Origin of the sequence: Ferrimonas balearica (assembly GCF_019802055.1) — a bacterium.
GTDB classification, from domain to species: Bacteria; Pseudomonadota; Gammaproteobacteria; order Enterobacterales; family Shewanellaceae; genus Ferrimonas; species Ferrimonas balearica_A.
In genome coordinates this window covers 1108790-1131657 of the sequence record NZ_JAHVHW010000007.1, presented here as the reverse complement: position 1 = coordinate 1131657, position 22868 = coordinate 1108790, and the positions used below count along the sequence as shown (strand labels likewise).

The 22868-nt window shown below is 57.1% G+C and carries 13 protein-coding genes and 1 pseudogene; 6 read left to right on the top strand and 8 right to left on the bottom strand.

Annotation, left to right across the window (positions count from 1 at the left end; translation table 11 throughout):
• Positions 1 to 33: 33 nt before the first annotated feature.
• Together KUV52_RS12705 and fdhF are read right to left on the bottom strand one after the other, a co-directional pair.
• A complete protein-coding gene (locus tag KUV52_RS12705; RefSeq protein ID WP_222526306.1) occupies positions 34 to 723 on the bottom strand; it encodes a rhomboid family intramembrane serine protease in 690 nt (229 codons plus the stop codon).
• A 727-nt stretch (positions 724 to 1450) separates the two neighbouring features.
• On the bottom strand, positions 1451 to 5551 hold the full coding sequence (fdhF, locus tag KUV52_RS12700; RefSeq protein WP_222526305.1) for a formate dehydrogenase subunit alpha: 4101 nt from the start codon (positions 5549 to 5551) through the stop codon (positions 1451 to 1453).
• A gap of 286 nt (positions 5552 to 5837) precedes the next feature.
• Here fdhF and lon point away from each other — a divergent pair, with 286 nt between their 5' ends.
• On the top strand, positions 5838 to 8264 hold the full coding sequence (gene lon, locus KUV52_RS12695) for an endopeptidase La (protein WP_222526304.1): 2427 nt from the start codon (positions 5838 to 5840) through the stop codon (positions 8262 to 8264).
• 75 nt (positions 8265 to 8339) lie between these two features.
• Here the strand turns inward: lon and KUV52_RS19075 are convergent, their stop codons facing one another.
• Together KUV52_RS19075 and KUV52_RS19070 are read right to left on the bottom strand one after the other, a co-directional pair.
• Positions 8340 to 8645: a CZB domain-containing protein gene (locus KUV52_RS19075; protein ID WP_261390049.1), complete on the bottom strand. Its 306-nt coding sequence runs from the start codon at positions 8643 to 8645 to the stop codon at positions 8340 to 8342.
• Positions 8646 to 8771: 126 nt separating this feature from the next.
• Positions 8772 to 8996: pseudogene (locus KUV52_RS19070) on the bottom strand (methyl-accepting chemotaxis protein); the annotation flags it as partial.
• A 720-nt stretch (positions 8997 to 9716) separates the two neighbouring features.
• On the opposite strand from KUV52_RS19070, the gene KUV52_RS12685 reads away from it, so the two are divergent.
• From KUV52_RS12685 to KUV52_RS12665, 5 genes are all read left to right on the top strand, one after another.
• Positions 9717 to 10238: a YgjV family protein gene (locus KUV52_RS12685; RefSeq protein WP_222526302.1), complete on the top strand. Its 522-nt coding sequence runs from the start codon at positions 9717 to 9719 to the stop codon at positions 10236 to 10238.
• A gap of 23 nt (positions 10239 to 10261) precedes the next feature.
• On the top strand, positions 10262 to 10693 hold the full coding sequence (locus KUV52_RS12680) for a hypothetical protein (protein ID WP_222526301.1): 432 nt from the start codon (positions 10262 to 10264) through the stop codon (positions 10691 to 10693).
• An 81-nt stretch (positions 10694 to 10774) separates the two neighbouring features.
• Positions 10775 to 11431, top strand: a complete 657-nt coding sequence (locus tag KUV52_RS12675; protein WP_222526300.1) for a transglycosylase SLT domain-containing protein — start codon at positions 10775 to 10777, stop codon at positions 11429 to 11431.
• A gap of 69 nt (positions 11432 to 11500) precedes the next feature.
• Positions 11501 to 14317 (top strand): FAD-binding and (Fe-S)-binding domain-containing protein, encoded by a 2817-nt coding sequence (locus KUV52_RS12670; protein ID WP_222526299.1) that lies wholly within the window; start codon positions 11501 to 11503, stop codon positions 14315 to 14317.
• A gap of 119 nt (positions 14318 to 14436) precedes the next feature.
• The gene (locus KUV52_RS12665; RefSeq protein ID WP_222526298.1) at positions 14437 to 14679 is read left to right on the top strand and encodes a VF530 family DNA-binding protein; all 243 of its coding nucleotides are present in this window, start codon (positions 14437 to 14439) and stop codon (positions 14677 to 14679) included.
• Positions 14680 to 14788: 109 nt separating this feature from the next.
• On the opposite strand, the gene KUV52_RS12660 is transcribed toward KUV52_RS12665, so the two are convergent.
• From KUV52_RS12660 to KUV52_RS12645, 4 genes are all read right to left on the bottom strand, one after another.
• On the bottom strand, positions 14789 to 16897 hold the full coding sequence (locus tag KUV52_RS12660; RefSeq protein ID WP_222526297.1) for a TonB-dependent siderophore receptor: 2109 nt from the start codon (positions 16895 to 16897) through the stop codon (positions 14789 to 14791).
• 528 nt (positions 16898 to 17425) lie between these two features.
• Entirely contained in the window at positions 17426 to 19000 is a 1575-nt protein-coding gene (locus tag KUV52_RS12655) for a phospholipase D family protein (protein WP_222526296.1), read from the bottom strand.
• Between the two features lie 873 nt (positions 19001 to 19873).
• A complete protein-coding gene (locus KUV52_RS12650) occupies positions 19874 to 20341 on the bottom strand; it encodes a nuclear transport factor 2 family protein (RefSeq protein WP_409996479.1) in 468 nt (155 codons plus the stop codon).
• A gap of 432 nt (positions 20342 to 20773) precedes the next feature.
• Entirely contained in the window at positions 20774 to 22033 is a 1260-nt protein-coding gene (locus tag KUV52_RS12645) for a hypothetical protein (RefSeq protein WP_222526295.1), read from the bottom strand.
• Positions 22034 to 22868 lie beyond the last annotated feature (835 nt).

The following is a 22868-nucleotide window of genomic DNA, read 5'->3' as shown; positions in this document are numbered from 1 at the left end:
TCTGTAAATGCCACCTGGCTATCCCTCAGGCCATCAGGAGTCTCTCGGTTTATCCGAATCAGTGGGTGGATGCTGCCAGAGGTCGCCTATCACATCATCGTCATCCGGTTCCGCTTCCGCCTCGCCCTCCCAGTCATAGCGTTTGACCGGAGGCATGGGGTCATTGCGCCACCATAATAGCGCGGCGGCGATCCCCGCGACGGCACCGGCAAAGTGGGATTCGTATGAGATCCCGGGCTCCCGGGGAAACACCGAGTAGATCATGCCGCCAAACAGAAAGAAGGCGATCATCATCAGCGCGATGGAGCGTTTATCCCGCCGCAGCAGGCTCACCAGAAACAGAAAGAAGAACAGACCGTGAGTAACACCACTGGCACCATAGTGGGTACTGGGTCGGGCAAACAGCCAAACTCCGATGCCGGAGCCGATCCAGATCAACGCTACCACCTTCCAGCGGCTGTTGGGGTAGCCGTAGAACAGCGCGGTGCCCAACACCAGTACCCCGACGCTGTTGGCCGCCAGATGAGTCACCGAGCCATGGATAAGAGGCCCAAACAGTATCCCCCACAGCCCGTCGGGCTGGCCGGGGCGCACGCCCAACACGGAGAGGTCCGCGCCACTGACCCACTCTATCCCTTTGATGGCCCAAAGCAGCGCCAGAAACAGGCCGATGGCCAGCATGCTTTGCTGCAGTCGTTCATCTCTGCGCCCTGATTGCGCCATCTTATCTCCCTATTCCGCCGAACCCGGTTGCCCTGAGGCCTTCTCTAGCTATGGGGAGATAATGGGGAGATTTCAATCGTATTCGAAAAAAATCTATTTGAGCGGATGGGGGGGACGTAGCGTGAGCTTCAGCCTCCGGCAGCGTTTGCCGATAACTTATGCCGCCCTATACCGGTGTTTCGTCTGCTCATTGGTGATGTAAACATCCACCTGCATAGCAGGTGGCTTTGATTAGACCCCTTTAAGGGGGCTTTTTGTTTTCGGGGATGCCACAGGCATGTGACTTTAGATGCACCATTACTCCCTTTGCCGGGAGCGGCCCGGGGGCCGCCAGAAGGGCTTACGCCCCTCTGGACTCCCCTTTGCCTCCGGCGCGGCGAATGCCCCTCGCTCCCTCTCCTTCCCATTTCAGCTCTGGCCAGACTCGCTTCCATGCTCGGCTGGCCACTCGGACCTTCCCTGGCCCTCGGCTTCATTCCCAGTCGTTCCCGCTCGGCGCCGCGAGTCGGCCAAGGTGGACGGCTGTCGCCGTGAAAGATCTGCGACAACATCAAAATGGATTCAATTTCGTGGCAATTCTGCTTATTCGTTTGCGCAGAATTATTTAGAAATCCCAACTCTACGGGCAGAGTCCCGAGGAAACGATCACCACCTCCATAGGAGGTGGTTTAAGACTGACAAAAAAAGCCCGCGCAATGCGGGCTTTTTTATCACTTATCTACTGGGCTCAGGCTGCCACTACCCGGGCTGCGCATACCTTGTACTCCGGGATCTTCGCTTCCGGATCCAGCGCCGAATTGGTCAGCACATTGGCGGCGGCCTCGGCGAAGTGGAACGGCACGAACACCACGCCCGGCTGCATCCGTTTGGTGATAAAGGCAGGCACCTCCAGTTCACCACGACGCGTGGCCACCTTGATGCGCTGGCCATTCACCAGACCCAGTCGCTCCGCATCCTGTACTGCTATCATCGCCACCGGCCCGGCCATCTCATCCAGCCCCTTGGTCTTGCGGGTCATGGTGCCAGTATGGAACTGGGCCAACTGACGTCCGGTGGTCAACACCAGCGGATACTCCTCGCAAGGCAGCTCAGCCGCAACGCGGAAGGAGACCGGCGCCAGTTGCGCCTTTTCGGTCAGCAGGAAACGCTCAGTATGCATCACCGGCGTGCCGGGGTGGCTCGCATCCGGGCAAGGCCACTGCAGTGACTCAGCTTCCGTGCGTGCCCAGGTGATGCCCCGGTAGCTGGGGGTCACCGCGCAGATCTCATCACAGATTGCGCGCTCATCCTGATAGTGCCAGTCCAGCCCCATGGCATTGGCCACCGATTGCAGAATTGCCCAATCGGCGCGGGCCTCACCAGGGGCGATAACCGCCGGATTCAGACGCTGTACCCGGCGTTCGGTGTTGGTGAAATGTCCCGCCTTTTCTGCAAAGGCGTGCGCGGGCAATACCACATCGGCCATGCGGGCAGTTTCGGTCAGGAAGATGTCCTGAACCACCAGGAACTCCAGCGCTTCCAACGCTTCAATCACGTGGTGCTGATCCGGGTCGGACAGAACCGGGTTTTCTCCCATTACGTAGAGGCCCTTGATCTGCCCCTCAGCCATGGCGTCCACCATTTCGGTCAGTTTCAGACCCGGTGTGCGGGAGAGCACCGCGCCCCAGTGCTGCTGGAATCGGTCGATCAAACCGTCATCCGGCAACTTCTGGTAGCCCGGCAGGTAGTTGGGCAGAGCGCCCATATCACAAGCGCCTTGTACGTTGCTCTGGCCGCGCAGCGGGTTGATGCCGCCGCCCTCAATGCCGATGTTGCCGCACAGCAGCTGCAGGTTGGCCAAGGAGCGAACATTGTCGGTACCCGTGGTGTGCTGGGTAATACCCATGGCGTAGTAAACGGCGGTGCGCTCCGCCGTACCGATCATCCGGGCCAGCGCCGCAATGTCGTCCGCCTTGATGCCGGTGACCGCCGCCGCGTTATCGAGGCTGTAGTCACACCGCATCACCTCATCATTGAGTGTGTCCAGCCCCTCGGTACGAGCCGCGAGGTAGGCGTCATCCTGCCAGCCGTTGCGCAGGATCTCCTGCATCACGGCGTTCAGCAGCATCACATCCGTTCCAGGGCGCTGGCTCAGGTAGAGATCCGCATGGAACGCCATATCGATCTTGCGGGGGTCGATCACCACCAGGCGGGCACCGCGCTTCACCGCCTGCTTCAGGTGGGAGGCGATGATCGGGTGTGCGTTACTGGTGTCTGAGCCGATGATCAGGATCAGGTCCGAGTGCTGAATGCTCGGAATGTCGTTGGTCATGGCGCCGCTGCCGACCGCCGGTTCCAGACCGGTTACCGTCGTGGCGTGGCACAGGCGGGCGCAATGGTCCACGTTGTTGGTGCCCAACGCCGTACGGACAAACTTCTGGAACAGGTAGTTGTCTTCGTTGGTCGCCTTAGCGGAGGAGAAACCGGCCAGGGCGTCATTGCCATGGCGCGCTTTAATCTCACCCAGACGAGCGGCCACGTAGGCGATGGCGTCCGGCCAGCTGGCGGGCTGCAACTCGCCATCCTTGCGGATAAGCGGCTGAGTCAGACGCTCTGAGGAGGCGATAAAGTCGAAACCAAAACGGCCCTTAACGCAGAGCATGCCGTCATTCACCGGTGAACCTTCAACGCCGGTCACCTTCACCACTCGGTTCTTCGCTTCATCCACGTGCAGGGTCAGGCCACAGCCCACACCGCAGTAGGTGCAGATGGTGTTGACCTTCTTGTAGGTCTCTTTCTGACCGTGCTGATGCTGCGTTCTGGCGGTGATCGCCCCTACCGGGCACGCCTGAATGCACATGCCGCACTGGGCGCAATCGGAGGAGGCCATCAGTTCGCCCTCACCCACCTGCACCCGACACAGAGGCTGGCCATCCGGGAAGTTGAGGACATTATGTACCCCCTGCTCCCGACAGGCCTGAACGCACTGGCCGCAGCTGATGCAGCGGTTGCGATCAAGGCGGATAAAGGGCGAGCTCTCATCCAGCGCAAATTTCTGCGGCGCCGGATTGAGCAGATCCTCATCGCGGATCCGGTATTCGGTGGCGTAATCACGCAGGTCGCAGCTTTGGCTCTTCTGGCAACCACAGGCAAGGCAGCGAGCCGCCTCGGCAATTGCCTCGTCCACACCAAAGCCCAGTTCCACCTCGTCAAAGGAACCGGTTCGGCGCTCGCCCAGCAGCTCCGGCATTTTCAGGCGGGCTTTAAAGGGGATCTCGTCGTAGAAGCGCGCTTCCACCTCTTTCAGGCTGGCGGCTTTACGGGCATTAAACTGCACCGGTTCAGGACGGAACTGACCCTCTTTGAAGAAGCGCAGCATCGCCTCAGCGCTGCGACGCCCCTCCCCGATCGCTTCCACCGCGGTAGCCGGACCCAGGCGGAAATCGCCGATGGCAAAGACGTTATCGATACCGGTATGGAGGCTGTCCGGGCAGGCGTCGGCGGTGTTCCAGCGGGTCAGCGGGATCGCTCCTTTCGGAATAAAACTGGTGTCCGGCTTCTGACTCACCGCCGGAATCACGGTATCAAACTCCATCCACTCGAATTCGCCAGTGGGCTGCGGACTGCGACGACCGGAGGCATCCGGTTCGCCCAGTTCGAGGCGCTCCACCTTAACCCGGCATACCCGGCCATTGTCATCGGCCTGGTTCTCCACCGGCACCGACATAAAGCGGAAGTTAATGCCCTCCACCTCCGCTTCATGGATCTCGTAATCCTCGGCGGGCATATCCGCCTTGGTGCGGCGGTAGATGAGCGTCACCTCGGCGCCCTGACGCAGTGCGGTTCGGGCACAGTCGATGGCGGTGTTGCCACCCCCGACCACCGCCACCTTTTTGCCGGTGGCAACGGGCAGGCCGGAGGAGAACGCTTTAAGGTAATCCACACCCAGAATCACCCCTTCCAGGGTGGAACCGGGGTAATCCATCCGCACCGCTTTCTGGGCACCGATAGCCAGACAGACGGCGTCATACTCCTGCTTCAGGGTATCGAGCTGGATCTCACGGCCCAACGCGGTGTTGGTGTGGATGCGCATGCCAGCGCGGCACATCAGCTCAATCTCTTTGCGCAGAGTGGCTTTGGGCAGACGGTACTCGGGAATGCCGTAACGCAGCCAGCCGCCCGCTTCCGGCATCGCTTCAAACACGTCCACCTCAACGCCATCATGGGTGAGGTAGTAACCTGCCGCCAGACCGGCCGGTCCGGCGCCGATGATCGCCACTTTTTTGCCAATGGGGGCTTCTATCGGGGCCAGGTGGGGCTCGCCATCGAGATCGATGTCCGCCGCATGGCGTTTTAGTTGGCGGATCGCCAGCGGCTCATCCACCAGGGTACGGCGGCACTCCGTTTCACAGAAGGCGGGACAGACACGGCCAATGGAGAGGGGCATCGGCAAGCTTTGCTTGACCACTGCGGTGGCGGCGACGGCATCGCCCTGGGCGATGTGGTAGAGGTAGCTTTGAACGTCAACCGCCGCAGGACAGGCGGTTTTACAGGGGGCTTCACAATCGGCGTGATGGTCCGCCAGAATCCGTTTCAGTGCGGCCTGGCGGTGGGCGGTGATCGCTTCGGAGTGGCTGACCACGGTGATCGGTTCCGCCAGGGTGAGTTCACAGCTGCGTTGCAGCTCACCGTTCACCTCGACCACGCAAAGATCGCAGGGCACCTTGGGCCCATCGACGTTGCGCTCACAGAGTGTGGGAATGGCCACTCCCTGACTCTTGGCGAAATCCAACAGACGGACGCCCTTCTCGGCGACCACTACTTTGCTGTCCAGGGTAATCTCGATCATCACAGTCCATCATGCCGGTGGCTACTTAGGCCACCTGTCGAAAATGTTGTCTCGGGGCGAAGTCCCGGATTTTTCTGACGCTAAGGCTATCAATCGGGTTCCCCTGCCAACATCGCCATTGATCTTAAGCGTGACGAAGTTCGCGCTTTGGTTCGCTGGTATGACCAAAAATCGGGATTTGCTGCGCCCGACTGCTCACTCCCTGACCAGTCGCCCCGGGATGACCTTGCAAATCTGCCTCATCATCCCCAGATCCCCACTATCATTGGCAACGTGTTGCAGACGCATGACCCAAACCATCGAATTCAACGCTGACTGGCACCTGGATATGGACGAACCCGAAGAGAGCGGCACTGAGCTGATCCCCGCCCAACCCCATCGTCCGGATACCCTTCCGGTGATGCCGGTGCAGAACCGTCCCTTTTTCCCTGCCCAGGTGATGCCGGTTGCGGTCAAAGGCCGCCACTGGGAGGCCACGCTCAAGGCGGTGAAGGAGAGCGATCATAAGCTGATGGCGCTCTTCTACTCCCATCAGCCCAATGCCGCCGACGGTGTTCTGGATAAGAACGCGCTGGCCAAAACCGGCTGCGTGGTGCGCGTGCATGAGATTCGGGAAAACGAAGATGGCCACTTCAACTTCGTTGCCGAAGGGATGGAGCGGGTTAACCTGTTGCGTTGGGTCAGTGACGAACAGCCCTACCTGGCCGAGCTGTCCTACCCCATTGAAGAGCACCCGGACACCAAGGAGATCAAGGCGTACGCCATCGCCATGATCGCTGTGATCAAGGAGCTGATCCCCCTCAACCCGCTCTACTCCGAAGAGCTCAAGCAGTACCTTGAGCGCTTTGGTCCCCATGAGCCCTCTCCGCTGACCGACTTTGGCGCGGCGATCACCACCGCCAAGGCGGAGCAGCTCCAGAGTGTGCTGGATACCGTCAGCCTGCTGCCGCGCATGGAGAAAACCCTGGCCCTGCTCAAAAACGAGCTGGATGCAGCCAAGCTGCACAGCGAGATCAGTGAGCAGGTGAACCAGAAGCTGGAGCAGCGCGAGCGGGAGTTCTTCCTGCGTGAACAGCTTAAGGTGATCCAGCGTGAACTCGGGGTGTCCAAGGACGACAAAACCTCCGACGCCGAGGAGTTTCAGGAACGCCTGAAGGGAAAAACTCTGCCGGATGCGGTCAATAAACGCTTTACCGAAGAGCTGCAGAAGCTGTCGGTACTGGAAACCGGCTCCCCGGAATACGCGGTCACCCGCAACTATCTGGACTGGCTGACCCAGGTACCCTGGGGCGTACTGGCGGAGGACAACATCGACCTCCCCACCGCCCGCAAGGTGCTGGATAAACACCACGATGGTCTGGCTGACGTCAAAGATCGCATTCTCGAATTTCTGGCGGTTGGCGCCTTTAAGGGTGAGATCAGTGGCTCCATTATCCTGTTGGTGGGACCGCCCGGCGTGGGCAAGACCTCCATCGGCAAATCGATCGCCGAATGTCTGGGCCGCCCCTTCTACCGATTCAGTGTTGGGGGGATGCGCGACGAGGCTGAGATCAAGGGTCACCGACGCACCTACATCGGCGCCATGCCCGGCAAGCTGGTTCAGGCGCTGAAAGAGGCGGAGGTGATGAACCCGGTGATCATGCTGGACGAGATCGACAAGATGGGCAAAAGCTACCAGGGCGATCCCGCCTCGGCGCTGCTGGAAACCCTGGATCCGGAACAGAACGTGGCGTTCCTGGACCACTACCTCGACCAGCGTCTTGACCTCTCCAAAGCCCTGTTTGTCTGTACCGCCAACACCCTGGACAGCATTCCCGGACCGCTGCTGGACCGGATGGATGTGATCCGCCTCTCCGGCTACCTGGCGGAAGAGAAGCTGGCGATCGCCAAACACCATCTCTGGCCGCGCCAGTTGCAGAAGGCGGGTCTGAAACGCAGCCAACTGAGGATCAGCGATCCGGCACTGCGTATGGTGATTGATGGCTATGCCCGTGAAGCGGGGGTTCGAGCCCTCGAAAAGCAGCTCGCCAAGCTGGTGCGCAAGTCCGTGGTCAAACTGATGGAAAGTGGCAACGAAAAAGCCACCATCGGCCTTAAAGAGATTGAGCCGATGCTTGGGATGCCCCGCTTTAAGCCAGAGGATCTCCTCTGTGGCGTCGGCATTGTCACCGGCCTGGCCTGGACCTCACTGGGAGGTGCCACACTGCCGGTTGAGGCGCGTCGCATCCATGAGCAGCGCCGCGGCCTGCACCTCTCAGGCCAACTGGGCGACGTGATGAAGGAGTCCGCCACCATCGCCCACAGCTACGTCAGTGCGGGCATCGGCGAAGGTGGCAGCCTGAGTCACCTCGGAGCCCCTGAACACTACTTTGATAATGCTCATATCCACCTGCACGTGCCCGATGGCGCGACGCCCAAGGATGGGCCAAGTGCCGGCATCACCATGACCACGGCGCTGCTTTCTCTGGCACTGGGTCGTGCCCCGCGCAAAGGGATGGCCATGACCGGTGAACTGAGCCTGTCAGGCCAGGTGATGGCGGTGGGTGGTATCCGCGAAAAGGTGATCTCCGCCAAGCGTCAGAAGATCACCACGGTGATTCTGCCGGAAGCGAACCGTGGCGACTTCAATGAGCTGCCTGACTACGTCAAAGAGGGCATCACCGTGCATTTCGCCGATCGCTATGAGCAGGTCGCCGGCCTGATGTTTGAGTGAGACTGAGCAACAGAAAACGGGACGCCTGGCGTCCCGTTTTTTTATCGGTTTACGACTGTGCTTTATGACTGGGCCTCAGGACTGAACCAGACGATCCAACCCCTGCATCAGGGCATCGCTGGCCTCCTCCATCGCCAGCAGTAACGACCCGGCTGGTTTCCCTTCCGCCACCGCTTCCAACGCCGCCACACCGAACTCATGCACCGCTTTGTGGGGCGCTTCCAGTGCCGCGAACTCTGCTTTGCCGATGTGGTATTTCCGGCCATCTCCACAGTAGTACCACTGACCCAGACGACAGGTGGTGTGATCCCCCATGTCGCCCTCCGCTTTTCCGGATACCGCGGCGCGGTAGACGGTGGCTTTCCAGCTGAGGTGGTCCATCTTCACGGTTTCAATAAAGCCCAGCTCCGCATTGCGCTCGATGGCGCCATGCATCTCCTTGGAGAGCGCCAGTGCTTCCTGCACCGCCTGCAGGCCCTCATTGGCCTCCTTAACCAGGGACTCACAGATATCATGGGTGTCCTGAAGGTGGCGGTCAGTGCTGTCAGTGTCCGCCTCGATGCGACTCATCAGTTGGCTGATTTCACTGCTGGCGGTGTTGGCGCGTTCGGCCAGATCCCGTACCTCACCGGCTACCACCGCAAAGCCGCGACCCTGATCGCCCGCCCGGGCGGCTTCAATCGCCGCATTCAGGGCCAGCAAGTTGGTTTGCTCGGAGATGTTGCCGATCACGCCCACAAACTCGTCGATCCGCTTTGCCGCCTGCTTAAGCTGGCCAAGGCTGGCCAGGCTGGCTTCCGCCTGACCCGATACCCGCTCCAGCTCACGGTGGATGCGCTCCAGCACCTGGATCGACTGGTCATAAAGGACAGCAGAGCCGGTCACCTGCTCCCGTTGGGCCAGCATCGCCATAGAGAGGTCCGCCACCGTCTGGCGCACGTCCCCCACACCAAAATAACTTCTGAGCAGCAGTGTCATCGACTGCTCATGGGTTTCGTGTTGCTGAGCGGTGCGTGACAGCTCCAACTCTGTCGTTTCAACAAGTCGCTGGTTGGCAGCGCGCTCCTGCTCAAGGGTCAGAACCTGTTGTTCCAGTTCGTGACAACGGGCCTCAAGGGCCTCTAATTTCTTCTTATTGTTAAAAAACATTGGGGTTCCCTAGGTGGTAAGCGGCCCTACTATACCCGCCAACGCGTTATAACAAAGTCCGGAAAACCGAAGCTGTGACCGCTTTTGAGCTTCTTATGCGCATTGGCCCAAAGTCCCTTCCCAAAAGCCGGTCAATCAGTGCGTACTTCCCACAAACGTCACTCTGCGGACAGCGCCGTTTCCCGTGGCATGGCGCACATTTTTTCACCTTACCCAGCCTGAATTGGTGGAATATTCACCATCGATCACAGACTCGGTGACAGAAGTACGGACAATAGCGCCCTTTTTCTGAGACGGGCGAAGATGCAGGGCAACGAGGTTTACTGGGCAGCGCAGATCCTGGGAGGGATCGCCATGCTGATGGGCTGGTGGGCCAGCGCACAGCAACAGGACAGCCGCTTGCTCACCGGTAACCTGGCAGCCGCCTGCGCCACCGCGCTGCACCTTGCGCTGCTCGGCAGTCCTCTGGGAATGGCAACCCAGATGCTCTCCGCCCTGCGCTTTGGCCTGGCCCGCCGTGGCCCTTCTGTCCGGCTCGCCCTCATATTTGCCCTAGGTGCGGCACTTCAGGGCCTGCTGCTGGCCCAACACTGGAGCGAGTGGTGTGCGGTCGCGGCGGCGATGTTAAGCAGCCTGCTGCTCTTTACCGTTCAGGGCGAGCGGTTGCGTTGGGGATTGCTGATCTGCAGTGGCCTTAATCTGATCTTTGCCCTGAGTCTGGGTTCCCTCTCCGGAATGCTGTACCACACGGTGGCCATCGGCTTGCTTAGCCGCCAATTAATCCTTGAGCTAAAACGGCATTTTCCCGCCTACACTGTTCAGTAGGAGCATTCAGGGTCGGAGGAGATATGGCAAACCGTTTCTACCTGCTGACAATGGCGTCCGGTGATTTTGAAGGCATGGTAACGACCGATGGGCCCCACCTGAAAGTGGTAGGCGGCGACAGTCTGGCGGTCGGAGAAGCCTACCTGGCCCATGACTTCCCCTCCCACCCGGGTTGGTGGGTGTTTGATCTGAAAGGACACATTGCGCTCAGTACCTTGACCGAAAAGGAGGTTGGCGTGGTCGCCGAGGCATTTGGTCTGCCGATCCGAACCGGTCCCACCGCCCCCATTCCCGACTCCCTTTTCTGGACCAGCCCGGCGTTTCGCGGCCTGTGTGACTGGGTACGCCACCACAAGACCCGGGCCGAGCATCAGGCACAACGCCACCATCAACGGCCCCCTTACTGGCTGGCAATGTGCGAGGCCGCCATCTCGGTTCAGGATGACGAAGCGTAGCCCTGTCTTTACACCAGACTTTTACCCAGTTTTTACAATGCGTTAGATTTGCGGCGTCAGTTTTCTGGCATAATGCGCGCCATGAAAATGACATTTAGAGCATTATCCAGCGGCGCCGTTCTTGGCGCATCAGCCCTACTTTGCGATGCCGTCCTTGGTGACACCGTCACCGAGTCCGCCCGTCGACAGGCCCTTGATCTTCCAGCATTTGAAGCGGATAGCCTCTCCCCTCAGAAAGAGGTGGACGCCTACTCCCGACGTCTGGTCGAGGCCTATCAACTGAGCCCGGACAAAGCCCGTCGCTACGCTGGATACATTCTGGAATCTGCCGCCTACTCCGGCGTACCCAAAGAGCTGATTGCCGCCCTGATCCACACCGAGAGCCACTTCCGTGACCAGGCGGTGTCGGTGGTGGGCGCCATCGGCCCGGCGCAGATCATGCCGAAGATTTGGGAACAGGCCTGCGGCGATGTTTCCGAGCCCCGCACCAATGTGCTGTGTGCCGGCGTCGTCTTGTCTCACTACAAAACCCGCTTCTGTGACGACGAGTTCGCCCCCTACGCCTGCGCCCTCTCCCACTACAATGTCGGCCCCGGCAACCTGCTCCGTAAACCGGTTCGCAGTCAGGCAGCCGCCAACCGCTATCTGAACAAGATGACCCGCGCCCTCGCCGCCTACGATGAATACGTGCTGGATAAGCACTTTCCCCAGCGTCCGGAACAGACCATCGGGATCTGATCGCACTGGACGAGATCGCCTGCGTTTCCTATCGTCGAACGAGCACCCTATTCGACAAAGGGAACCGGGATGGCCATCAATTACACCAAGGTTCACGACGATCTGAAGGCAGCACTGGGCGAGCAAGCGGTTACCGATGATCCGGTTCGCCGCTTCGCCTGGTCCACCGACGGCAGCTATTTTCGCATCGTTCCAGAGTTAGTGGTGCGGGTGAACCACCCGGATGAAGTGGCCGCCACCCTTGCCGTCGCCCGCGCCCATCAGGCTCCGGTAACCTTCCGGGCAGCAGGCACCAGCCTCTCCGGGCAGGCCGTTGGTGAGGGGATTCTGGTGATGCTGGGCTACGACGGTTTTCGCCAGATCCGGATCAGTGACGACCGGGAAAGCGTTACCCTGGGGGCAGCCGTCATCGGCGCCGAAGCCAACGCCAGTCTCAAGCCCTTTGATAAAAAGATAGGTCCGGATCCCGCTACCCTCGCCTCCTGCATGGTGGGCGGCATCGTCAACAACAACGCTTCCGGGATGTGCTGTGGCACCGCCCAGAACAGCTACCAGACCATTGAAAGCGCCAAACTGCTGTTTGCCGATGGCACCCGGCTGGATACCGGGGATACCGCATCCCGGGAGGCCTTTGCTCAGGCCCGCCCCGACCTGTTGGCCAATCTGACGGAGCTGGCCACCAGCACCCAGGCGGACCCTGCGCTGGCCAAGCGGATTCGCCACAAATACGCCATTAAGAACACCACGGGATACAGCCTGAATGCGCTGGTGGATTTCCGCGACCCCTTTGATCTCATCAACCACCTTGTGGTGGGCTCTGAGGGCACCCTGGCCTTTGTCGAGGAGGTCACCTACCGCACCGTCGAAGAAGCCCGCTTTAAGGCCTCCGCCATGGCGGTATTCCACAATATGGTGGATGCGGCGTCCGCCATCCCTCCCCTGAAAACCGAAGCGGTTGCGGCAGCAGAACTGCTGGACTGGGCCTCCATCAAAGCGGTAACCGGTAAAAAGGGGATGCCGGAGTGGTTGTCGGAGTTGCCGGAGGGCACCGCCATTCTGCTGATCGAATGCCGGGCCAACGATGAGCAAACCCTGCACCGCTTCACCGAAATGGCCGCCCAGGCCATCAGCCACATCAATACGCTTCGTCCCATCGAGTTCAGCACCGACCCGCTGGTTTATGGCCAGTACTGGGCTATGCGCTCGGGGCTCTTTCCCATCATTGGCGGCGAACGCCCCAAGGGCACCTCGGTGATCATTGAGGATGTGGCATTTCGGGTTGAAGACCTGGCCGATGCTGCCGCCGATCTGTCGGAACTGTTTCAGATCCACGGCTATCCGGAGGGGGTAATCTACGGCCACGCTCTGGATGGCAACTTCCACTTCATCATCACGCCGATGTTCCGTCGCCAGACCGACATCGAGCAGTTTGACCGTTTTATGCAGGCGGTGGCCGAACTGGTGGTCAACAAGTACGACGGTTCAATGAAGGCGGAACACGGCACCGGCCGCGCGGTGGCGCCTTTTGTCGAGCTGGAGTGGGGAACTCAGGCTTATCAGTTGATGAAGCGGATCAAAGCCGCCTTTGACCCGGAGGAGCTGCTCAATCCCGGCGTGATCCTCAATGACGATGCCGAGGTCCACATTAAGCGGATAAAGCAGGCCGCCGTTGTCGACGACTGGGTGGACCGCTGCATCGAGTGCGGTTTCTGCGAAAAGACCTGCCCCACCTCCTCTCTCAATATGTCGCCCCGCCACCGCATCACTACCTTGCGGGAGATCGCCCGGTTGGATCAGGCCGGACAGCGGGATGAGGCCGAAGCGATGCGGAAGGCGTCGCAATACGATGTGATCGACACCTGCACCGCCTGCCAGCTGTGCACCATCGCCTGTCCGGTGGACAACAACATGGGGATGCTGGTGCGCCAGCTGCGGGGCGAACAGCTCACCTCCACCGCCCAGAAGGTGCTGGACTTCCAGGCCAATCACTATGGCGCGGTCAACCAGGTGCTGAGTGGCGGCTTCGACCTGCTGCATGGTCTGCACCGGTTTACCGGAGACACCTTTACCGGCCAGGTGATGGCATTGGGCCGCAAAATCTCCGGCGAAGTGCCCTATTGGGATCCGGATTTTCCCCGGGGGGGCTCCCTGCCCAAACCCACCTTACGTGGCAATGGTCGCCCGGTGGTGGTCTATTTTGCCGCCTGTGGCGGCCGCACCTTTGGCCCCACACCAAAGGATCCGGACGGCACCACCCTGCCGGAAGTGATGGTCACTCTGCTGGAGCGGGCGGGTTACGAAGTCCGGGTGCCGGACAACACCCGAGCGCTTTGCTGCGGTCAGATGTGGGAATCCAAGGGAGACTACAAAAACGCCGACGGCAAACGGGCTGAGATGATCGCCGCACTGAAAGCCCTGACCGAAGATGGTCGCCATCCGGTGATTGTGGATGCCCTCTCCTGCACCAAGCGCACCCTTCAGGACGCAGGCGTGGATTACCCCCTGCTGGATGCGGTGGATTTTATCGAAGACACACTGCTGCCAAAACTGACGATTCATCGGCGCAAAGCCTCAGTGGCACTGCATGTGGGCTGCACTGCCAGCCATATGAACGCCGGAGGCAAGATGGCCGCCATCGCCGCCCGGTGCGCCGATCAGGTGATCCGCCCCGACGGCATCCACTGCTGTGGTTTTGCCGGCGAAAAGGGCCTGTTCAAGCCGGAGATCAACGCCGAGTCGCTGCGCCACCTCAAAGAGAAACTGCCGGAGCAGACCCGGGAAGGCTACTACGCCAACCGGATGTGCGAGGTCGGGTTAACCCGGCACAGCGGCATCAGTTATCGTCACCTGGCGTATCTGGTGGAGGAGTGCACCAGACCCGATTGATGGCCCGCAGATACTGTTCGCTCAGGGGCGAAATGTGCCGCGCCCCTGAGCGGTTCTGTTAGACTGCGCCGCATGACCCGGCGCAGATGGTGCGCCAATGCCATTAGGACACCCGCTCCATGAGCCAAGAACAACCCAATAATCCGCTCCACGGCCTGACACTGGAAGCCATCCTTACCCGGTTGGTGGACTACTACGGCTGGGAGGAGTTGCATGACCATATCCAGGTGAACTGCTTCAACAGCAACCCCTCCATCAAATCCTCCCTGAAGTTTCTGCGCAAAACCCAATGGGCCCGGGACAAGGTGGAAGCCCTGTACATCGAGACTTTTGTTCGCAATGTGAATCCCTGGCAGCAATAACACCGTCTGAAATCGTGGGTTTACGCCACAGGATTCAGAGTCAAAAAAAGCGGGCCTTATGGCCCGCTTTGACTTGCTTGCTGGTTAGAACAGTGTTGAGCGCCGACGCTTAGAACGCCACCTGTACTGAGGCACGGAAAGTCCGGCCATTACCGATCGCCACGTCGCCGTTGTAGATGCCATCGTTGATGGTGCTGCTACCACCACTCAGGTACTCCTTGTCGAACAGGTTCTCCACATTGAGGCGGAAATCCAGCTCGGTGTTGGCCAGTTTCATCCCGTAGGAGAGGCCCGCATCCACCCGAACGTAGCCATCTTTGACGATGGTGTTGTCCGCGTCAGCGAAGCGATCTCCTTCGTAGAACAGGCCGGCGTTCAGGGCCAGGTCCTCGGTCATCATGTAGCGGGACCACAAGCTGGCGGTCCACTCCGGCGCATCGATGGGCGTCTTGTCCTGGTACTTGTCGTGGGTTTCGTAGTTGGCATCCAGGTACATCATGGACGCCATCAGGAACCAGCTGTCGCTAACCTGTCCCTGTGCCGCCATCTCCAGACCACGGTGACGCTGCTCGCCCCCCTGAGTGGTGATGTCGAAGCCATCGACGTTTTCGGTGATGGTGATGTTGTCCTTAAGGATGTCGAACACGGCACCAGAGAGCATCAGGCGCTGATCAAACAACTCCCACTTGTAGCCCAACTCCCACTGGGTACCCATCTCCGGGTCCAGGTTCAGCTCTTCATCGCCGTTGGGGCCTTCGTTAATTACGGTGCCCTGAGGAACAAAGCTCTCGCTGTAGTTCAGGTAGATAGAGGCGTTGTCTACCGGGTGGTAGATCAGGCCTACTTTTGGCAGCAGGGAATCGGAGTCGCCATTGGCGTCATCATTCAGTTTGTCGTAACGAACCCCCACCAGAACCTGCCAGTGTTCGTTTACGGTCACCAAATCCTGCAGGTAAACGCCGTAGTAATCGTAGGTGGACGCGTCGTAAACCGTGTAGTCATCCGCAGCGAACACCGGAGCGTCCGGCAGGTTGGTGCCGTCGTTGGTGACGGTGATCTTGTCGCCTCGGGCCATCACACGCTGGTAGCGGTAATCCAGGCGGTTGGCGCCGAACAGAACCTGGTGGTCCATCCCCATCGCCTGAACCAGACCGGTAAAGTCGATGTAGGCGGTCTTAAATTCCCAATCATCGTAGCGGTCATACTCCTCCACCACGTAGGTGCCTTCCGCCACATTGTGGTTGCCCGGCAGAGAATCCATGCGCTGACGATCATACATCTGGTGGTTAAAGCCCAGCTTGGCTTCCCAGTTGCTGCTGAGGTACAGGTTCAGGTTGGCGCCGTAGTTCTCAATGTTGTTGTCGATAAAGGCCCAGGGCATGTCCCAGATGGTGTCACGATCACCGATGACGTCGCCGTTGGCATCCAGAATGGCGCCCCGGTCGATGCCTGCCTTATCGCTGGTTTTGTCATAGTGGACCGACAGAGTGCCCCACTGGCCGATGTCCCCTTCCACCATCAATGAACCCAGCCAGCGGTCACGCTCACGCTCCTCGCCATTGGTGTACTCACGCCACTCCTTGGTGTCCTGCTTCACGCCCACAGCGCGGTAGCGCAGTGCGCCGGAGTCCACCAGGGCACCGCCAAGGTCGATCTGGTAGCGGGTGGAACCGTTGTCGTCCACATCGAAGCCAAAGTCCGTGATGCGCTCAACGGTGGGCTTCTTGGTAACCATGTTGATCAGACCACCCGGGTTGGACTGGCCATACAGCATGGAGGACGGGCCCTTAAGCACTTCGACGCGCTCCAGGATCTCAATCGGCTGAACATAGTGAGACCAGTGCTGCATCCCGTCCCGCAGATAACCGCTGCCGGAGTCCAGCTCGAAACCACGCAGAGAGAACACCTCCCGATTCCACTTCTGCGAGCCCCCGGTAACCGACGCGTCGTTGACCAGTACCCGGCTCAGGGTGGTTGCCAGCTGCTCATCGATGACGATCTCCGGAATCACGGTAACGGACTGAGGGGTGTCCAGCAGGGGAATGTCACCCCGCATCGCGCCACTGGCGTTGTCCACCTTGTAGTCGTCAAAGCTGTTACCACGAACAATCAGGGTTTCGTCGACAGATTGTTCGCTGGATTCCGCTGCCAGGGCACTGGCTGGCGCACATAAACCAGCCATCAGCATGGCACTGAACAGGGGGGAGAGTTTCATCATCGGTTCCTCCAAAAGGGTCGCTGGGTTCGAGTCAGCGCCCGGATTAAGTTGGGACTGGATTGTAATGCGAATCGTTCTCATTTCAATATAAAAATTGATTAATTTGAACTGAGTGCACGATTTTTCGCCCTCCCCTCGCTGAGGTGCTCAGGCGACCGGGCACCGAATGAGCTGCGCGGATCGGATTGGATGGAGCCTGCCGCACCCCGCATGGTGAGAGGGATGGCGAGAATGATTAAAGAGAGGCGTGGCGGTTTTTGGCGGGTACGCGCTAGAGGTCAATCAGCCTGTCGGAGTTGAAGTGCGTGTGCACGAAGATGGACAGGATTAGGACGCGATGAGCTGGAGCCGCACTCAAGTCGTCGGTGACATTCGAGCAGTGCGATAATCACCTCCACCTCCTGCATAGGGTGTGGGAGTAAGAGAACCGAAAACAGCACCGAAAGGCGCCTTTCTTTATGGACCGTCGTCATGGTCAGCAAGCGAATAATGAACCTTAAGCCCGCCCAGCGACCTCATCCATTAAATTCACAGCTGTGATTCTACCGGTAGCCAACCCATAATCACATTGAGTACTCGTTTAAACCAACTGGTACCCGGCTCCTTGTCAAAAATCTCATCTCCCAACTGCCATTGAAGCGATCCTTTATCATTCAGTGTTACTTCAAATGCCTCCAATGGCAGTTGTTTCAGCACCTCATCGGCCAGTGCCTGACTCAACTCAGACGAGTAAATGGAGACACCGACTTCAGTGTTTTCATAGAAAGAACGCGGATCGAAGTTAAAACTGCCAACGAATGTCGCCGTGTCATCAAAGACGAAATACTTGGCATGAAGGCTGGACCGTGAAGCAAAGCGTTCAGACAGGGATCCGCTTGGTCTACTTTCAAAATCTCTCCCATCTATTTCGTAGATTTTTACACCTAACTCAATTAAGTCACGTCGATACTTGCTGTAACCAGAGTGAACGATCGCCACATCATTGGAAGCCAGAGAGTTAGTGACAACAATGACTTCCACGTTTCGATCTCTTAATGTTTTGAAAAAGGCTACCCCCTTTTCTCCTGGCACAAAATAGGGAGAGACCACGATAAATCGTTCAGACAGACTTTTAAGCAGTGAAGCCAGTTGTGGAGCCAGCATCAAGGATTCTGCATCACGCTCAGCTCTGATTTTCTCAACACTGTCCGCTTTCAGTTTGCATCCGGCCCAGCGGAAACTGAATTCAGAAAGAGTTTCTTTATTCACCAACCGACTATTTCTAATAGCAATAGAGTACTCAGAGTTTTGGTGAGCCGCCAGTTCTTCTTCTAAGTTGTGTCTGAGTTGAATTAACTGCTCATCATCAAAACTCATATCAATTTTTTCAGATACGGGACGAGACTTTGAACTATTCCAGAACTCATCAAACACTTGTGAAATGTCATTGGTCACCGGGTTGGTTAATAGAACATCGAGATCATCAAAAACGACACTGGGGTTTGCACCAAAGTATTCGTCGCCGATATTTCTACCACCAACTATTGACAATTGATTATCCGCAATAAGCGCTTTGTTGTGCATCCGTCGTGTCTTTTTCCCAAATCCTGTCAGTAGTTGAAGAGACATTGAGCCACTACGTTTGAAAGGATTAAATAACCGAATGTATACATTAGGGTGTGCATTGAGAGCAATCAGACCCTTATCATTGCCAAAACTACCAAAATCATCGAGAAGAATTCTCACGCGCACACCTCGATCTGCTGCATCCAGCATCTCTTTTACTAGTATTTTTCCGGTTAGGTCACTTTTGTAAATATAGTACTGAACATCTATTGTATGCTCAGCTTTTCGAATCAAGGCTGCACGGGCCACCAGTGCATCGATAGGGTTAGCCAGAATGAAAAAGCCGCTATCATTTTCCTCAATTCCATCAGCCCTTAATTCTGTCGTTGTCTTTTGAAGGTAACTCGCTGTATCACGACCTATATGATGGGTAAATTCAGTGTGCTCTGGGAGTGGAGTGCTTGAACAGCTTGTGAGAAAAATCAACGCGCAGAGAAAAGCGATTCGCACCAGTGAATTCTGAGATAGTGCTATCCTTCTGACATTGTCCATACTCATGCTGTCAAATTATCCCGTGAATTTATTTCTAAGACTAAATCATAAACTCGGTTTATATCAAAGACCCTGAACCAGAATATTTCGAAAGCCGATAGCGTCCAGAGATACCTGACAAATATCGGTCAATCCTGGCGCCTTTCCGACCACCACTCCTGCTGCGCAAAGGTGGCGGATTGTGCCCTGATATGGGCGGTGGCCAGGGAGCCTTGGTGGATGCCGATGGTATGAAAGGGTCGGCGAAGCGCAGCCTCACCGGTTCAGAATGGGGATCTTGCCGTAGCCTGCTGCCTGTGGCACACGGATTAAACGGGAAAAGGCAACCGTCGCCACAACAGGATCGCTGGCTCTACAGATGAGTGTCCAGCTGAGCACGTGAGCCACTGTAGCCCTCCCCATTTACACCAGCACTCCGAAATAGATCAACGCATAGCCAATGGCCACACCCAGACACATGGGCGCAGCAAACTTCCGGTACAAAGTCCGAAAGTAGCTGGGCGTTCTCTTCAAGCGTAGGTCCCTGATGATGCCCTGCTGATTTTCAAACGATATCACGGCGGAAAGCACAGCAGCCGTGATGGCAACAGACAAGCCCTCTTCGATGGGTGTATCGATGGATAATGCCGATTTCAAGGTGACGACACCCCAATGAACGCCACTGAATAGGTCACGATCGATTTAGCGTATTCAAACTCAAGCTCCTGACTCAATAAATAGTGAGGGCTGTTGTCCAATCCTTTGTTTTCCAGCAGAGCCTTTAGCTTTTTCATATCCACCTTTTGCTGTTGGATTCTTTATCGTCCCTGTAAAGATCACAGCCACGATAGAGTTCGCGCATTTCTCTCTCAAAGTCCCCAGACTCGTTTGGGCTCTCGGTCATTCGTGATATTTCCGAATCACCGCCACTTTGCCCTCCTCCATCTCCAGCACCTCCATCATGGTTTGTGTGTACTCAATGGGTTGCTGAGTTTGCGGGTGTACCCCTTTGGCGTGATTGCGGTAACGAATGGCAATAGCGGAGTGGTTAAAGACAAACACATCCAGCAACTCTGCCCGGTAGTGGGTGTGGGCGCCCAGGTAGAAGGTCATCCCCTCTCTCATTGCGGCCTTACCATCCGGCAGACGGGCACCATCGGTTTGCCAGGGCAGATGGGTATGCCCCACATCATCGGTCAACAGGGCCAAATAGGATTCAAGCGCCTCACCGGTGGCATCCGGCGCCTGAGTTTCGGTCATTCTGTCGAAGTAGGTCTGGGCAAACTCCCTCAGGTCGATCTTGGCGTCGTTGGCCGATACTGAGATGGAGATAAGCAGTAAAAAGGAGAGTGCAATTCGCATCTTCACGCCCTGTTCCCTTGTTGAAGCGTTAATACGAGGCCTAATCCGCAAGCCGTATGCTCAGTACTCCTGTTGGTGCTCTCACTCCGAGCCCAATTCTCTGAACCCTCAACTTACCGGAAGCACCAGAATCCACAAGTGGTTCTTCCATAAGGGGAACATTGGCTCGAAATGCATTTTTTGCTAAAGCGCCCACTCCAGTGTCGATGCGCAACCCAATAAAAACGGCGCCGAGTGGCGCCGCTTTCATTGGGGATGAGTCGCGTTTGTTGCAGATACCAACCGTTCATAGCTGCTCGTACCAACTCACCTGCCGCCTTTAAGCGAAACGCTTGTGGTTTGGCGTATCGACTTGCTGGCCAGCATAAGTGTTTTGCTGAAGCCAACGAATGTTCTAGTCGCTAGCAATCAACATTTTGCCTTTCGTGAAGCGTCCAATTACGTGCGCTTGTTATTTGGAAGGATTCGGGCGCAGGTGTTTCCTTCGACCGTCGGATGTCTGGCCGGTGCTGTGCCTGCTAGAAATGCCATTGCTTCACGGTGGGTTTTTCCTTTTATCGCACTGAGAATCGACAGAGCACGGCGCGCATCGATACGTGCATGACGGTTTCGGTGCTTGGACAAAGCAGTCAACAGGCGTTCAGCATGCTCCACATGCTCTTTCGCTAACACCGCCTCGGGTTGATGTGCAATGAGATTGCCCCATTCCAGCATTTTGCGCGCAGATGCACGTAAGTCAGGGTCTGTGAGCGCAAGACCTACGATCCGTCCGGCGTGGCGCTCTGCTAACCTGAACCAACGCTCAAGGCCAGGCATGGTACGGTAATCACCATCCCGGAATCTGCGCATTGGCTCCAAATCAACAGAGGGTTCCATGCACTTTTCTCCCAGGTTCGCCTTGCTCGTGGCAGATGCACTCGCGCCAGAAGAGTCACTTTTCCCACCTATGCCTTCAAACAACGCGTTCAACGCCTTAGCCGGACATAACGGCGTGGAAGTGATATGGCCGAATAGCTCCCAGTCACCCTCGTTCTTCCAGCGATGAGAAAAGTTCTGTGTAACGGCGGGATCGAGATCATCGTGTTTGAATACAAACACTTTGACTCCGATAGTGTCATCCGGGTTTAGCCAACTCCAGAAGTTTTCAAAGGCATTTTGCTGAGCGACAATTGCATCCTTAATCTTGCTTTCGATCACTCCGGTGAATCCGCTGATCTCCTCTTCGGAGACATCTTGATTCGTGAGAGAACGAGTGTCGACGATTTGTTGCAATGCATCACGTACCGACGAATTCACCGCCGCGTGCCCCGCATCTGCACCGTCGTCAGTCACGTTGTCCTCTTCCATGAGAATAGCCACAACCCCCACTACCCCGCCAACATCTCCCAGTAAGCTGGAAAAACTGGCAGGGACCGGAATCGGTTTCAAGTATGTTTCCCACTCACCAATGGAAGCGGGAATGGTTACGTTGTCACCTGCGTCGACGTCAGTGTCACCCAGATTCCCGTGGCTCCCAGGAGTATTGTGCGTGGTTGGAGTACCGGACAAACTCAGTGACTCAGTGAGCTGAACAGTACCTCCATCCACTTTAAAGAATACGGTCCACAAGTAGGGCTCCGCACTCCCCCAACCATCCCCTTCGTCATAACAATGAATATGATCAAGCTCCAGATTAATTCGAATTACTTTGCGTGCCATGGTTTACCTCCTTCTCAATTGACTTAAGAAAGTTCCCAGACTTATTCAGCTACACAATAAATTTGAACTGGTCTTCCAAGATTGGAAGGCACTCGCATTCCGAGGCCAGCTAAGTCGCCTGAAGTGAGTTAGGTGTACGGCCTGCGAAGTAATGCTTACTTCAAAGCACTTGTACTCGCGTTACCGCGAAACCAACCGTCGACAAACGAACATCGAATTGCAGCAACTTACCGACGGGAAACGACAGATTGCCCTTCAATCCGCGTCTCAGTGCTGGTTCGTGTTAAAGAATGTCCCCACCATCATTGAATGGACAGTTGCCGATTGAGCCGATTGTCCCCTTGGAGTAATACTTCCAAGGAGTGTAAACCCACGGACCATTGCCAGTGCCAAATGGACTCCAAGTCCAGTAGCTCCATTCGTAAAGCAAACCGCCACAACAACCTTGGTACTTACGACGAAAGGGAGACCAACTGAATCTCGTGCGCCAGGGAGTAAAATCGTATTGGTAGCGAGTCACTGTTCGTGACTTCTTACAAGGATAAGGAACAAACCATTTCCAACAAACAGACCAATAGGTCTCAGTGACCTCTACACGCTCGCCACATGCCATGATCTCCTCCTAGTGTTTTGAGCAAAGCCCTAATTTGGACATCCACCATGAGGACTTAAAGCGCCATAAGATGGTCGCTTGGATATATGACACAGCTACTCGTAGGATGGGCTTTACAGGCAAATATTGCCTCCTAAGCGGCCATTGAGGCTGAAAATGGGTGTCCAGCTTAGCTCCTTCTAGTTTAGCTCCTTTATTAACTTCGCCAGCCAAACCAGGAAA